Here is a 14,065-nt window from a genome sequence, read left to right as displayed (position 1 = left end):
AGCTAAACGACAGAATGATCTGCCGGATAACCAAACCGGCGCGCAACTTACCTTCGATACACCCAACCGGCAAAAAAAATTTGTACTCACGTCCCGCGAAAGTGCTGCCCTAGAGCTTCCGGGCAGCACTCATCGGGTCAACCCAGGCTTATTTGCCCGACTTGATCTTGGTCCAGCTGCGCGTCAGGATCCGCTGGGTAGCCGGCGGCAGGTCACTGATTGCATACAGCTTGGCCTTCACTTCATCCGACGGATAAATGCTCGGATCGCCAGAGATGTCCTTGTCCACCAGCGGCGTTGCCGCTTTGTTGCCGTTCGGGAAACGTACGGCGTTGGTGATCTCGGCCATGATTTCCGGCTGCATCAGGAAGTTCATGAACTGATAGGCTGCGTCGAGGTTCTCGGCATCCTTTGGAATCGCGACCATGTCATAGAAGCTGCCGGCGCCTTCCTTCGGAATGGCGTAGCTGATCTTGACCTTGTCACCCGCCTCATGAGCACGCGACTTGGACTGCTCCAGGTCACCCGAGTAACCCACGGCGACGCAGATGTTGCCGTTGGCCAAGTCCGAGATGTACTTGGAGGAATGGAAGTAGGCGATCGAAGGACGGATCTTCAGGAACAGCGCTTCGGCTTCAGCCAGCTGCTTCTTGTCCTGCGAGTCGGTCGGGTAGCCGAGGTAGTGCAACGCCACCGGAATCATCTCGGTTGGCGAATCGAGGAAGCTCACGCCGCAGCTCTTGAGCTTGGCGATGTTCTCCGGCTTGAGCACCACGTCCCAGGAATCGATCTTGTCGACGCCCAGCGCAGCCTTGACCTTCTCCGGGTTGTAGCCGATGCCGATGGTGCCCCACATGTACGGGAAGGCGTGCGTGTTGCCCTTGTCGCTGGCATTGCCAACGGCATTGAGCAGGTCAGTATCGAGGTTCTTCCAGTTCGGCAGCTTGGACTTGTCCAGCTCCTGGTAAACCCCGGCCTTGATCTGCTTGGCCAGGAAGTTGTTCGAAGGTACGACCACGTCGTAACCGGACTTGCCGGCCAGCAACTTGGCTTCCAGCGTTTCGTTGCTGTCGAAAACGTCGTAGACGACCTTGATGCCCGACTGCTTTTCGAACTTGGCGATGGTGTCTGCCGCAATGTAATCAGACCAGTTATACACGTGCAGTGTCTTGTCTTCTGCCTGAACAGCACTGGCCATTGCCCCCATCAGGGACATTGCCAACAGCGTCTTGCCCAATTTCTTCATGCGTAATGCTCCAGAATTTTTTTTGACCATCTGTTCAGCAGCCGGGGCCTTCGGCGCAAGCGCCAGGCGACTGAAACAGTCGCTAGTCTGGCAAGTTACAAGGCGCTCTTTCAAGGAAAGAGCAGCCCCGAATCCCCCTTAATGTCACAACGCTAGCCTAGCAGCAGGCTTACTGGATCGCCTCATAGGTCAGGTCCAGGCATTTGCGTGCCTTTTCCACCAGTTCATCGATCTCTTCGCGAGTAATCACCAATGGCGGTGCAATGATCATGGTGTCGCCCACTGCGCGCATGATCAGGCCGTTGTCGAAGCAGAACTGCCGGCAGATCATGCCTACCCCCTTGCCTTCATAACGCGCACGGGTTGCTTTGTCCTTGACCAGCTCGATCGCACCGAGCATTCCCAAGCCACGCACTTCGCCCACCAGCGGGTGATCGTTTAGCTCGCGTAGACGCTTTTGCAAATACGGTGCCGTTTCCTCATGAACATGCTTGATGACCTTCTCATCACGCAGGATTCGCAGGTTTTCCAGACCCACTGCTGCTGCCACCGGGTGGCCTGAGTAGGTGAAGCCGTGGTTGAAGTCGCCGCCTTCGGTGACCACGCGGGCCACTTCGTCACGCACGATGACGCCACCCATTGGGATGTAGCCGGAGGTCAGGCCCTTGGCGATGGTCATCAGGTCGGGCTTGAGGTCGTAATAATCGGAACCGAACCACTCACCGGTACGACCAAAGCCACAGATCACTTCGTCGGCGACGAAAAGAATTTCGTACTTGGCAAGGATTTCCTTGACCTTCGGCCAGTAGGTTTCTGGTGGAATGATCACCCCACCAGCCCCTTGGATCGGCTCGGCGATGAACGCCGCAACGTTTTCCTCTCCCACTTCGAGGATCTTTTTCTCCAACTGTTCGGCCGCCCAGACACCAAACTCGTCCGGGGTCATGTCGCCGCCCTCACCGAACCAGTAAGGCTGCGGAATGTGCACGATGCCCGGAATAGGCAGGTCGCCCTGTTCGTGCATGAAGGCCATGCCGCCCAGGCTGGCGCCGGCCACGGTGGAACCGTGGTAGCCGTTAACGCGACCGATGATCACCTTCTTCTGCGGCTTGCCTTTGAGCGCCCAGTAATGGCGCACCATACGCAGCACGGTGTCGTTGCCTTCAGAACCGGAACCGGTGAAGAACACATGGCTCATGCCCGCCGGAGCAACGTCGGAAATGGCTTTGGCCAACTCCAGCGCCGGTGGGTGAGCGGTCTGGAAGAACAGGTTGTAGTACGGCAGTTCACGCATCTGATCGCTCGCCGCTTTCACCAGCTCTTCACGACCGTAGCCAACCGCTACACACCACAGCCCGGCCATGCCATCGAGGATCTTGTTGCCCTCGCTGTCCCACAAGTACACACCTTTGGCCTTGGTAATAATGCGCGGGCCCTTCTCCTTCAGCTGTTTATAGTCGCTGAAAGGGGCCAGGTGGTGCTCGCCGCTCAAGGCTTGCCATTCACGGGTTTGCGGGTTCTTGACGCTCATGTGCTTCTCCGATTGCTGGCGGCCGCGCTCCTGCGGCCCCGGGTTGATCAGACCGCGAACAGCAGGAACTCTCGTTCCCAAGAGCTGATCACGCGTTTGAAGTTTTCATGCTCGGCGCGCTTGGTCGCTACGTAGCCTGTGATGAATTTCTTGCCCAGGTACTTATCCAGGGCCCGACAGTTTTCCATCCGTTCCAGCGCATCCTCGATGGTCAAGGGCAAGCGCAAGTTGCGTCGTTCATAACCGCGCCCCTGAACCGGCGCACTGGCGTTGATGTGTTCCACCATGCCGATGTAGCCGCAGAGCAGGCTGGCTGCGATCGCCAGGTACGGGTTGGCGTCGGCGCCCGGCAAACGGTTTTCGACGCGGCGATGCTGCGGAGTGGCATCCGGGACGCGCAGACCGACCGTGCGGTTTTCCTCGCCCCACTCGACGTTCACCGGTGCCGAGGTATCGGGCAGGAAACGCCGGAATGAATTGACGTTGGGTGCGAACAGCGGCAGCAGCTCGGGAATGAACTTCTGCAGACCGCCGACGTGGTAGAGGAACAGGTCGCTCATACTGCCGTCGTCATTGGAGAAGATGTTCTTGCCGGTCTGCACATCCACCACGCTCTGATGCAGGTGCATTGCGCTGCCCGGCTCACCCGTCATCGGCTTGGCCATGAAGGTGGCGGCGACATTGTGCTTGAGCGCGGCCTCACGCATGGTGCGCTTGAACACCAGGATCTGGTCGGCCAGCGACAAGGCATCACCGTGACGGAAGTTGATTTCCATCTGTGCCGTGCCGTCTTCGTGGATCAGCGTGTCGAGGTCCAGGTTCTGCAGTTCGCACCAGTCGTAGACGTCCTCGAACAGCGGATCGAATTCGTTGGCCGCTTCGATGGAGAACGACTGGCGACCGGTTTCCGGGCGACCGGAACGACCAACCGGAGGTTGCAACGGAAAGTCCGGGTCTTCGCAACGCTTGGTCAGGTAGAACTCCATCTCTGGCGCGACAATCGGCTGCCAGCCTTTGTCGGCATACAGCTTGAGCACCTTTTTCAGGACGTTGCGCGGCGACAACTCAACCGGGTTGCCGTGCTTGTCATAGGTGTCGTGAATCACCTGCGCAGTGGGCTCGATGGCCCACGGGACGAGGAACACGGCGTTCTCGTCGGGACGGCAGATCATGTCGATGTCGGCCGGATCAAGCAGTTCGTAATAGATGTCGTCATCGACATAATCGCCGGTCACCGTCTGCAGCAGAACGCTCTCAGGCAAGCGCATGCCTTTCTCGGCAATGAACTTGTTGGTAGGCGAGATCTTGCCGCGGGTAATCCCGGTGAGGTCGCTGATCAAACATTCGACTTCAGTGATCTTGTGCTCTTTCAACCAATCGGTGAGCTGGTCGAGATTGGTACTCATAAATACCTCTGAAGGTAACCTGCTTCTATTAAGGTGGCGTCAGGCGCGCGGTGCCGCACCGGCGGCGCGCTGAATGGCCCGTTTCCGGCAGGCATCGCCAAACGCCCGGAAAATGGCCAGATAGTCCGGATTGGACATCACCTGCCATTCTGGATGCCACTGCACCCCCAAGGCAAAAGCCGTGCTACCTTCAATTGAGACCGCTTCAATAAGACCGTCCGGGGCTACTGCCTCGATCCGAAAACCTGGCGCCAAACGCGCAATACCCTGCCCGTGGATGGAGTTGACCTGGATTTCGGATGCAAGGCCCAGGCTGGCCAGCACACCCCCCGGTTGAACCCACAGGGTGTGGCTTGGGGCATACTGGACTTCGACCGGTTCGTTTGACGGTTCACGGTGATCCATGAAGGTTCCGGCTTCATGAACCTTCTGGTGCAGGCTGCCGCCAAATGCCACGTTCAGTTCCTGGAAACCACGGCAGATGCCCAGTACGGGTACGCCAGCGGCAACCGCCGCACGCAACAACGGCAGTGTGGTGTGATCACGCTGAGGATCGTGAGGGGTGTCCGGGCCATCGGCCGGCCCCTGATAGTGATGAGGTTCGATATTTGAGGGGGAGCCGGTAAAGAGCAGCCCGTCCAGGCCGTCAATTATTTCAGCCGGGTCGAGCAGTTCCGCCAGCGACGGCAGAATCAATGGCAAGCCTTTGGCCGCCACTGCAACTGCGCGCACGTACTTGTCGCCACTGATGTGGAAAGCATGCAGACCGATCTGCTTGGTGCAGGCGGTCACGCCGATTGTCGGCATGCGAGACATGTAACCCCCGGTATTATTGCTGTTATGGGTTACGTTCGAGCTTAGCGTTGTTCATTTTTTTACACAACACCCCCGTAAAAAATAGAACACGGCCTGCTGAGCATCACCCTGATTTACCCGATGGACGGGCTATCGGCGCCCTCAATTGCAGCAAAAGTGCCGCTCAGGCGCCGTTTTAGGGCATCATTGGGTCAGCTTGACTTAAGGGTGGCTTTCGGATTGACTGGAGCTGCAAGCCCCCATTGATTGATATATTTAACAACAAAGGTGTTGCATCATGTCGGTACCCCCGCGTGCCGTTCAGCTTAACGAAGCGAACGCGTTCCTTAAGGAACATCCTGAGGTTCTGTACGTTGACCTTCTGATTGCGGATATGAATGGTGTGGTGCGTGGTAAACGCATCGAACGCACCAGCCTCCACAAGGTTTACGAGAAAGGCATCAACCTGCCGGCCTCACTCTTTGCCCTGGACATCAACGGCTCTACGGTGGAAAGCACCGGCCTGGGCCTGGATATCGGCGACGCCGACCGGATCTGCTATCCGATCCCGGGCTCTCTCTCCAACGAACCCTGGCAGAAGCGCCCTACCGCGCAGCTGCTGATGACCATGCACGAGCTGGAAGGTGAGCCGTTCTTCGCCGACCCTCGGGAAGTCCTGCGTCAAGTCGTAAGCAAATTCGATGAACTGGGCCTGACCATCTGCGCCGCCTTCGAACTGGAGTTCTACCTGATCGATCAGGAGAACGTGAATGGCCGCCCTCAACCGCCGCGCTCGCCAATCTCCGGCAAACGCCCGATTTCGACTCAGGTGTACCTGATCGACGACCTCGACGAGTATGTCGACTGCCTCCAGGACATCCTCGAAGGGGCCAAGGAACAGGGCATCCCTGCCGATGCGATCGTCAAGGAAAGTGCCCCGGCGCAGTTCGAAGTGAACCTGCACCACGTCGCCGACCCGCTCAAGGCCTGTGACTATGCGGTACTGCTCAAACGGCTGATCAAGAACATCGCCTACGACCATGAGATGGACACCACCTTCATGGCCAAGCCTTATCCAGGCCAGGCGGGTAACGGTCTGCACGTCCATATTTCCGTACTGGATAAAGATGGCAAAAACATCTTCGCCAGTGAGGATCCCGAGCAGAACGCCGCACTGCGTCACGCGATCGGCGGTGTGCTCGAGACCCTACCCGCGTCGATGGCGTTCCTGTGCCCGAACGTAAACTCGTACCGCCGCTTTGGTGCGCAGTTCTATGTACCGAACTCGCCAAGCTGGGGCCTGGACAACCGTACCGTTGCGCTGCGCGTGCCAACCGGTAGCTCCGATGCCGTGCGCCTCGAACACCGCGTTGCCGGTGCCGACGCCAACCCGTACCTGCTGATGGCAGCGGTCCTGGCGGGCGTACACCATGGCCTGACCAACAAGGTCGAGCCAGGCGCGCCAGTGGAAGGCAACTCCTACGAGCAGAACGAGCAAAGCCTGCCGAACAACCTGCGCGATGCACTGCGCGAGCTGGACGACAGCGAGATCATGGCCAAGTACATCGATCCGAAGTACATCGACATCTTTGTCGCGTGCAAGGAAAGTGAGCTGGAAGAGTTCGAACATTCGATCTCCGACCTCGAGTACAACTGGTACCTGCACACCGTGTAAGCGGTTTGCGCTGCAATGAAAAACGCCGTCGTCCCACTGGGTCGACGGCGTTTTTTTATGCGCCTGCGACACCACTAGCGCCAGCCTTGGAGGCGATAGCCTCAGAGGGCCTTCTCGAAGATCTTCGAGTTACGCTGGAAGTTATACAGCGACGCCCGCGCTGCCGGCAGGCGCTCAACGCCGCTCGGAGAGAAACCGCGCTCACGGAACCAGTGTGCAGTGCGGGTCGTCAGCACGAACAGGGTCTTCAAGCCCATTGCCCGCGCGCGCGTCTCAATGCGCTCGAGCAGTTCATCACCGCGACCGCCATGACGGTATTCAGGATTGACCGCCAGGCACGCCAGTTCACCCGCATCGGAATCGGCAATCGGATAAAGGGCCGCGCAGGCGATGATCATGCCCTCGCGCTCAACCACACTGAACTGCTCGATTTCACGCTCCAGCACTTCGCGCGAACGGCGCACCAGAATCCCCTGTTCCTCCAGCGGGCTGATCAGCTCCAGCAAGCCGCCGACATCCTCGATGGCTGCCTCACGGACCTTTTCAAACTGCTCCTGAGCAACCAGTGTGCCGCCACCGTCACGGGTGAACAGCTCTGTCAGCAAGGCACCGTCTTCGGCATAACTGACGATATGGCTGCGCGCCACACCGCCACGGCATGCCTCGGCAGCAGCATCCAGCAATTCGCCCTGGTAATCGCTGCCCAGCCGCTGCAGATGCGCCGGCACCTGCTGTGGGCGAAGCTCGCGTACCAGGTTGCCATGCTCGTCGATCAAGCCGCGTTCGGCGCCGAACAAGAGCAATTTATCAGCACCCAGGTCAATGGCGGCACGGGTCGCCACGTCTTCACAGGCCAGGTTGAAAATTTCGCCGGTTGGCGAGTAGCCCAGCGGCGACAGCAGTACGATCGAGCGCTCGTCGAGCAGCCGGTTGATACCTTTGCGGTCGACCCGGCGTACTTCGCCAGTGTGGTGATAGTCGATACCTTCCACCACCCCGATGGGCCGTGCAGTGACCAGATTGCCTGCCGCTACCCGCAGGCGGGAGCCTTGCATCGGCGAAGCCGCCATGTCCATCGACAAGCGCGCCTCGATGGCGATCCGCAGATGCCCCACCGCATCGATCACGCATTCCAGGGTCGCCGCATCAGTGATGCGCATGCCACGGTGGTAATGCGGGGTAAGGCCACGTGCGGCCAGGCGGCTTTCGATCTGTGGGCGCGAACCGTGCACCAGCACCAGGCGCACGCCCAGGCTGTGCAACAGCACCAGGTCGTGGACGATGTTGCCAAAATTAGGGTGTTCAACCCCATCACCGGGAAGCATGACAACAAACGTGCAGTCGCGGTGAGCGTTGATGTAAGGCGAAGCGTGACGCAGCCAGTTGACGTAATCGTGCATAACCAGAGCCTGTATAAAAATTGAACAAATACGAAACAGCACACAGCGCTCGAAGGGTTATCGTCGGAACAGGCTTGGCGTCACGCGCGCTCTCCTTGAAAAATACGGTCAGGCTCAGTGGGCAACAGCCGGGCTGAGGCAATAATGTTCGATCAACTCACGCAATAGACGCACGGTAGGCTGCAAGCGTGACATTTCGAGGTACTCGCCCGGCTGATGCGCACAGGCGATGTCGCCGGGGCCGAGCACCAGGGTCTCGCACCCCAGGCGCTGAAGATAAGGCGCTTCGGTGCCAAAGGCTACTGCTTCAGCGGTATGACCGGTAAGACGTTCGGCCAGACGCACCAGTTCGGCGTCAGCTGCCTGCTCAAACGGCGGCACCTCAGGGAACAACGGCGCATAGTCGATACGCACCTGATGACGCTCGGCCAACGGCTGAAGCTTGCCGCGAATGGCGGCACGCAGCGCTTCCGGGTCCATGCCAGGCAACGGCCGCAGGTCGAACTCCAGCGCACATTGGCCGCAAATACGGTTGGGGTTATCACCACCGTGAATACAGCCAAAGTTCAGGGTTGGCTGAGGAACACTGAACTGCGCGTTGTTGAACTCACGCTGCCATTGCCGACGCAAGCCCATCAATTCACCCATCACTTCGTGCATGGCTTCCAGGGCGCTATGGCCCAGGCGCGGATCCGATGAATGACCACTGCGCCCGAGAATATCGATGCGCTCCATCATCACACCCTTGTGCAGGCGAATGGGTCGCAGCCCGGTGGGCTCACCAATCACCGCCGCACGCCCCAAAGGCCGACCCGCCGCCGCCAACGCCCGAGCCCCGGACATCGAGCTTTCCTCGTCGCAGGTCGCAAGAATCAGCAGGGGTTGCTTGAAGGGTTGGTCTAGCAGGGTGCGCACCGCTTCAATGATCAATGCAAAGAAGCCCTTCATGTCACAGCTGCCCAACCCCACCCAGCGCCCGTCGACCTCGGTCAGCTTCAGCGGGTCGGTCTGCCACAGTTGCGGGTCGAACGGCACGGTGTCGCTGTGCCCGGCCAGCACCAGCCCGCCCGGGCCGCTGCCGTAGCTGGCCAGCAGGTTGAATTTACCGGGGTTGACCTGCTGGATCTCACAGGTAAAACCAAGGTCGCCCAGCCAGCCGGCGAGCAGGTCAATCACCGCACGGTTGGACTGATCCAGCGCGACTTGAGTGCAACTGACCGAGGGTGCGGCAATCAGCGCGGCAAACTGGTCTTTGAGCGGCGGCAACGGCATGCGGATTCTCCTCGGGTCGGACCTCATCATAGGGCCATCGGGCATCTGGAATAAACCGTCTGCGGCTGACTCCTGTACACTGCACGGCCAAGACGCCCCCTGTCATCCGACGCCGGATTGCCCAGCAATGCATAAAGAAACCGAAATCAAACTGCGGGTCAGCCGCGATACACTCGCTGCCCTGCGCGAACACCCATTGCTGAAGAAGCGCAACAAGTCCGGCTGGCAGCAGCGCGAGCTGCTCAACCAGTACTTCGACACGCCTGAGCGCGACCTGGCTGCGGCCAAGGTGGCCCTGCGCTTGCGCCGCGATGGCGAGGTCATCATCCAGACCCTCAAGACCCGTGGTCAAAGCGTTGCCGGTTTGTCCGAGCGCCATGAATACGAATGGCACCTGGAAAAAACCAAGCTGGACCTGAAAAAACTCGACGCGCAGTGCTGGCCAGAGCAACTGGCCGAGGTCGACAAGAAAACCATCAAGCCGCTGTTCAGCACCGACTTCACCCGTGAATACGCGGAAATTGCCTGGGGCCGTGGCAAGACCAAGGTCGTCATCGAAGCAGCCCTGGACCTGGGCAAGGTCATCGTTGGCAAGCAGCACGAAGAGATCTGCGAACTGGAGCTGGAACTGCGTGAAGGCCCAGCCGAAGCCCTGCTGGAACTGGCAGCCGAACTCGCCGCCAGCCTGCCGATGATGCCCTGTGATATCAGCAAGGCCGAGCGCGGCTATCGCCTGCTCGACCCGGCCAGCTATGACCTGAGCCTGCCCGCGGCGGAATTGAACGCCGAAATGCCCCTGGACGACGCCTTCGCCGCGCTGGGCTGGCAGTTGCTGGGCAGCAGCCAGCGACTGGCCGAGCAGTACCGCTTCAATGGCCACTGGCGCCTGCTGCAGGATTGGGTCGAGAACCTGACCGAGCTGCGCGCCCTGGCCAGCAGCCTGGGCCAGGCTGCGCCACGCGCCAGCACCCGCGAGTTGCGCAACAGCCTCGACGCCCTGCTGGAAGACTGGAAGCCACTGGTGCAGGCCGGCATGGAAGACGAAGACGTACGTCGTGCCGCGCCGGAACAGTTCGCTGAAGAGCTGCTGGAAACCCGCTGGGGCCAGTTCTCACTGGACACCTCGCGCTGGCTGCTGGCCCGTGCCTGGACGGTCGAACGCAACAACCGTGGCAACCGTCAGGGCGCCGCGCAACTGGGTAACTGGCTGACCCACCTGCTGGCCGAGGAAGCCCAGGCCCTGCAACTGCCGCGCTACCAGCAGCAGCCTGAAGACCTGGCTGAGCAACTGCCGCGCATCGAGCGCCTGCTGGCCTGGCTACACCATGCCCGCAACGTACTCGAAGTACCAGAAGTCGACCGTCTGTACGGCGAGCTGAACAAGCTGCAACACCTGGCCCATCAGCCCATCAATGACGAAGCACTGGACGCCCGGGTACAACAGGCCATTGCCGTGTTCCAAAGCCGCGCCTGGAAGTACCTGCTGCGCAAGTAAGCCTCAGAGCACCGGCAGACTCGTCGTGGACTTGATTTCAGACAAGGCCACGATCGAGTTGACCTCCTGGATCCCCGGGACCATCGACAGCTTTTCGAAGAAGAACCGTTCGTAGGCTTCGATGTCCGGGGTGACAATGCGCAAGAGAAAATCCACGGCGCCCATCAGCACGTAACACTCCAGCACTTCAGGGAAACCGCGAATCTGCTCGGTAAACTCCGTGAAGTTCGAACGCCCGTGGGCGTTGAGTTTGACCTCGGCAAAAATCTGAGTGTTCAGGCCGATTTTCTTGCGGTCCAGCAGGGTCACCTGCCCGCGAATGATCCCCTCCTCCTTCAGCCGCTGTATGCGTCGCCAGCACGGCGACTGCGACAGCCCCACACGCTCGGCAATCTGTGCACTGGATAGCGAAGCATCCTCCTGCAGCAGGGCCAGGATGCGCCGGTCATAGGCATCCAACTCGCTTTGCATACTATTTTCTCCAAATGCCTAAACAGCGAATAATTCAATTCGATTAGCCGTGATAAACGCAGATCATAGAGAAAAAATACCCGGCCTATCATGCAAAAATCTTCTCCATCAATTCTGGAGAACGCCATGAGTGCACTCGAACGGCTGGACCACCCCGTCACTCCGCTGCGGACCGACGCCTGGGCCGCCAATGCCCCGCACACCCGGGTTCAGTACCGATTGCAGGCAGAAGCCGAGCCGGACAGCCTGTGCCGTATCCTCAATCTGTTCGCATTGCAGTTCCTGGTGCCTCAGCAGGTACACGTGCAGCACGCGGATGAACTGATGCACATCGAGGTACAGATCGGCGGCTTGAGCTGGCATCGCGCTGAACTCATTGGGCAAAAAATGCGCAACCTGATCAGTGTGGTCGAGGTACAGCTCGAACCTTGCCTGCCAACGGCCAGCACCTTTGAACCACGGCTCGCCCGCTAAGCCGCGACATACCTGGAAAACCTTGCGCCACCCCATCGCGCCCGGCCCCGACTAGCCTTGGCAGGCATTAACCAACCTGCAAGGAGGCACCGTGCCAACGCTCACCGAGGATCGCCCGCTCGACCTTGTCACCCTGCTGGATGCACTGATTGCACAAAAAGTGATCAACCCCGACGACGCCAGCCGTGTTGTGCCTGCAGCCGGCGACCCGGCACATCCGCTGGAGGTCATCGCCTGCCGCAAGCTGCCGGACGCGCGAAACCCTGGCCAGGTACTGGAGCTGGAAGGGCTATGCCAATGGCTGGCTGCCGATGCGGGCCAACCCTACCTGTGCCTTGATCCGATGCGCATCGACGTGGCCCATGTCACCGCCCTGATGTCCGCCGCGTTTGCCCAGCGCCACGGCATACTCGCCGTCGCGGTAGATGCCGACAGCGTGACGGTGGCCAGCGCGCAACCCTTTGTACGCGGCTGGGAAAGCGATCTGGCCCAGGTCCTCAAACGGCAGATCAAGCGGGTCGTCGCCAGCCCTGAACGCATTCGTAACCTGAGCCGGGAGTTCTTCAACGTGGCCCGCTCGGTCACCAACGCCTGCCAACTGGAAATCGCCCGGCCTGCCGCCACCAGCATCGAACACCTGCTCGACCTTGGCAGCCTCGATCAGGAGGCCGACGCCAACGACACGCACATTGTGAGCATTGTCGATTGGCTGCTGCAGTACGCCTTCGAGCAACGCGCCAGCGATATCCATATCGAACCTCGCCGCGAGCAGGGTTGCGTGCGCTTTCGTATCGATGGCGTGCTGCACGAGGCCTACCGGTTTCCACCTTGGGTGACCCTGGCGGCTGTAAGCCGGCTGAAAAGCCTGGGACGCATGAATGTCGCAGAAAAACGCCGCCCGCAGGACGGCCGGCTGAAAACCCGTACACCTGCCGGTAGCGAGGTGGAAATACGCCTGTCCACCCTGCCGACCACCTTCGGTGAAAAGCTGGTGCTGCGAATTTTCGATCCTGAGCTGCTGCAACGGGATTTTCAGCAGTTGGGTCTGGTCGGCGATGACCTGGCGTGCTGGCAACGCATGCTGGGACATAACCACGGAATAGTCCTGGTCACCGGGCCAACCGGCTCCGGCAAGACGAGCACCTTGTATGCCAGCCTGAAGCAACTGGCGACACCGGAGGTCAACCTCTGCACCCTCGAAGACCCGATCGAAATGGTCGAGCCAGCGTTCAATCAGATGCAGGTCGACCCGGCCATTGACCTGTGTTTCGCCAATGGCGTGCGCGCATTACTGCGCCAGGACCCGGACATCATCATGATCGGGGAGATACGTGATCTTGAGACCGCACAAATGGCCATCCAGGCGGCCCTGACCGGTCACCTGGTGCTGTCCACCCTGCACACCAACGATGCGTGTGCTGCGATTGGTCGTTTGCTCGAGTTGGGCATTGCGCACTACCTGATCCGCGCAACGCTGATCGGGGTGATGGCCCAACGCTTGATCCGTACGCTCTGCCCCGCATGCAAAGTACCGACAGCCTTGCCGGAACAGGACTGGCACGCCCTGATCCAGCCCCAGCAGTGGCCGTTACCCACTGAGGCCAAGCAGCCAATGGGGTGCCCGGCTTGCCGACACACCGGTTATCGGGGGCGTACCGGCATCCATGAACTGCTGCCATTGAGCGAATCGCTCAAACCCTTGATCTGTGCCGACAGCGACGCCCTGACATTACGTCGTCAGGCACTCAGCGAAGGGATGCGCAGCCTGCGGCTGAACGGGGCGCAAAAGGTCGCCGCCGGTCTTACCACAATGGGGGAAGTGGCCAGGGTCGCACCCTGAGCGCGCGACGTTCATCGGCCCGTTGAAGACCAGGGAACTTGCCGGGGGGTGACAAGATCAAATTGTTAGATCACCCCCAATGTTGGAGTCACCCACCATGCGCTTCAAGCGTGCTGTAGCAACACTTGCATTACTGTCTCTACCCTTCGGCGCAGCCATGGCCGACACCTTCTGGCGCGACGTTATTTCCTCGGGTGCAACCACCGCCTCTACCTACCTGACGTTCAGGGATCATAAGCTGATCGTTGCCGCTCAAGACGACGCGGGCAGCTTCGTCGCCAGCGAAGGCAGCATCCGCGGCCCTTACCTCGAAGCGGCCATTCAGAAAGTGCGGGCCGACAACCCTGGGCTGGACGCCAGCGACATGGACCTGGCCAACGCCATCCTGGCGAAAAACGCCGGCGCTAGCGAGTAACCCGCAGAAAAACCTCGCAGGCAAGCCCGGCTCCCACAAGATGAA

12 protein-coding genes are annotated in these 14,065 nt (G+C 60.0%); 5 read left to right on the top strand and 7 right to left on the bottom strand.

The genetic code is table 11. From position 1 onward, the window contains the following. Nucleotides 1–148: 148 nt before the first annotated feature. The 4 genes from IE038_RS01415 to IE038_RS01400 all read right to left on the bottom strand — a co-directional run bounded on the left by IE038_RS01415 (nt 149) and on the right by IE038_RS01400 (nt 4,999). Nucleotides 149–1,246, bottom strand: a complete 1,098-nt coding sequence (locus tag IE038_RS01415; protein ID WP_189394992.1) for a polyamine ABC transporter substrate-binding protein — start codon at nt 1,244–1,246, stop codon at nt 149–151. A 169-nt stretch (nt 1,247–1,415) separates the two neighbouring features. Further along, nucleotides 1,416–2,777: an aspartate aminotransferase family protein gene (locus tag IE038_RS01410; protein ID WP_163933593.1), complete on the bottom strand. Its 1,362-nt coding sequence runs from the start codon at nt 2,775–2,777 to the stop codon at nt 1,416–1,418. A gap of 47 nt (nt 2,778–2,824) precedes the next feature. Continuing rightward, complete coding sequence (locus IE038_RS01405) at nt 2,825–4,183, bottom strand: glutamine synthetase family protein (protein WP_189394991.1); 1,359 nt, start codon at nt 4,181–4,183, stop codon at nt 2,825–2,827. 39 nt (nt 4,184–4,222) lie between these two features. After that, a complete protein-coding gene (locus IE038_RS01400; protein ID WP_163933596.1) occupies nt 4,223–4,999 on the bottom strand; it encodes a gamma-glutamyl-gamma-aminobutyrate hydrolase family protein in 777 nt (258 codons plus the stop codon). Nucleotides 5,000–5,276: 277 nt separating this feature from the next. On the opposite strand from IE038_RS01400, the gene IE038_RS01395 reads away from it, so the two are divergent. Further along, nucleotides 5,277–6,653: a glutamine synthetase family protein gene (locus IE038_RS01395; RefSeq protein WP_163933599.1), complete on the top strand. Its 1,377-nt coding sequence runs from the start codon at nt 5,277–5,279 to the stop codon at nt 6,651–6,653. A 101-nt stretch (nt 6,654–6,754) separates the two neighbouring features. Here the strand turns inward: IE038_RS01395 and argA are convergent, their stop codons facing one another. Together argA and argE are read right to left on the bottom strand one after the other, a co-directional pair. Next, on the bottom strand, nt 6,755–8,053 hold the full coding sequence (gene argA, locus IE038_RS01390; RefSeq protein ID WP_163933602.1) for an amino-acid N-acetyltransferase: 1,299 nt from the start codon (nt 8,051–8,053) through the stop codon (nt 6,755–6,757). A gap of 114 nt (nt 8,054–8,167) precedes the next feature. Then, nucleotides 8,168–9,325: an acetylornithine deacetylase gene (gene argE / locus IE038_RS01385; protein WP_163933605.1), complete on the bottom strand. Its 1,158-nt coding sequence runs from the start codon at nt 9,323–9,325 to the stop codon at nt 8,168–8,170. 127 nt (nt 9,326–9,452) lie between these two features. Here argE and IE038_RS01380 point away from each other — a divergent pair, with 127 nt between their 5' ends. Further along, the gene (locus IE038_RS01380; RefSeq protein ID WP_189394990.1) at nt 9,453–10,820 is read left to right on the top strand and encodes a CYTH domain-containing protein; all 1,368 of its coding nucleotides are present in this window, start codon (nt 9,453–9,455) and stop codon (nt 10,818–10,820) included. Nucleotides 10,821–10,823: 3 nt separating this feature from the next. On the opposite strand, the gene IE038_RS01375 is transcribed toward IE038_RS01380, so the two are convergent. Continuing rightward, the gene (locus tag IE038_RS01375; RefSeq protein ID WP_163932003.1) at nt 10,824–11,291 is read right to left on the bottom strand and encodes an Lrp/AsnC family transcriptional regulator; all 468 of its coding nucleotides are present in this window, start codon (nt 11,289–11,291) and stop codon (nt 10,824–10,826) included. Nucleotides 11,292–11,417: 126 nt separating this feature from the next. Here IE038_RS01375 and IE038_RS01370 point away from each other — a divergent pair, with 126 nt between their 5' ends. The 3 genes from IE038_RS01370 (at nt 11,418) to IE038_RS01360 (ending at nt 14,020) form a co-directional block, all read left to right on the top strand. Next, nucleotides 11,418–11,765 (top strand): ACT-like domain-containing protein, encoded by a 348-nt coding sequence (locus IE038_RS01370; protein WP_163932006.1) that lies wholly within the window; start codon nt 11,418–11,420, stop codon nt 11,763–11,765. A 91-nt stretch (nt 11,766–11,856) separates the two neighbouring features. Beyond that, nucleotides 11,857–13,605, top strand: a complete 1,749-nt coding sequence (tfpB, locus tag IE038_RS01365; RefSeq protein ID WP_189394989.1) for a type IV pilus assembly ATPase TfpB — start codon at nt 11,857–11,859, stop codon at nt 13,603–13,605. A 97-nt stretch (nt 13,606–13,702) separates the two neighbouring features. Further along, entirely contained in the window at nt 13,703–14,020 is a 318-nt protein-coding gene (locus IE038_RS01360) for a DUF2388 domain-containing protein (protein WP_189394988.1), read from the top strand. Nucleotides 14,021–14,065 lie beyond the last annotated feature (45 nt).

The sequence above is a fragment of the Pseudomonas laurentiana genome (genome assembly GCF_014648275.1).
GTDB lineage: Bacteria > Pseudomonadota > Gammaproteobacteria > Pseudomonadales > Pseudomonadaceae > Aquipseudomonas > Aquipseudomonas laurentiana.
The sequence above is the reverse complement of the archived record's forward strand: the minus strand, read 5'-3'. Positions and strand labels throughout refer to the sequence as shown.

Bases quoted from the DNA above. Each gene is read 5' to 3' on its own strand.
- argA (WP_163933602.1), bottom strand. From the start codon at position 8,053: ATGCACGATTACGTCAACTGGCTGCGTCACGCTTCGCCTTACATCAAC.
- IE038_RS01410 (WP_163933593.1), bottom strand. From the start codon at position 2,777: ATGAGCGTCAAGAACCCGCAAACCCGTGAATGGCAAGCCTTGAGCGGC.
- IE038_RS01360 (WP_189394988.1), top strand. From the start codon at position 13,703: ATGCGCTTCAAGCGTGCTGTAGCAACACTTGCATTACTGTCTCTACCC.
- IE038_RS01380 (WP_189394990.1), top strand. From the start codon at position 9,453: ATGCATAAAGAAACCGAAATCAAACTGCGGGTCAGCCGCGATACACTC.
- IE038_RS01375 (WP_163932003.1), bottom strand. From the start codon at position 11,291: ATGCAAAGCGAGTTGGATGCCTATGACCGGCGCATCCTGGCCCTGCTG.
- IE038_RS01415 (WP_189394992.1), bottom strand. From the start codon at position 1,246: ATGAAGAAATTGGGCAAGACGCTGTTGGCAATGTCCCTGATGGGGGCA.
- IE038_RS01370 (WP_163932006.1), top strand. From the start codon at position 11,418: ATGAGTGCACTCGAACGGCTGGACCACCCCGTCACTCCGCTGCGGACC.
- IE038_RS01395 (WP_163933599.1), top strand. From the start codon at position 5,277: ATGTCGGTACCCCCGCGTGCCGTTCAGCTTAACGAAGCGAACGCGTTC.
- IE038_RS01405 (WP_189394991.1), bottom strand. From the start codon at position 4,183: ATGAGTACCAATCTCGACCAGCTCACCGATTGGTTGAAAGAGCACAAG.
- argE (WP_163933605.1), bottom strand. From the start codon at position 9,325: ATGCCGTTGCCGCCGCTCAAAGACCAGTTTGCCGCGCTGATTGCCGCA.
- IE038_RS01400 (WP_163933596.1), bottom strand. From the start codon at position 4,999: ATGTCTCGCATGCCGACAATCGGCGTGACCGCCTGCACCAAGCAGATC.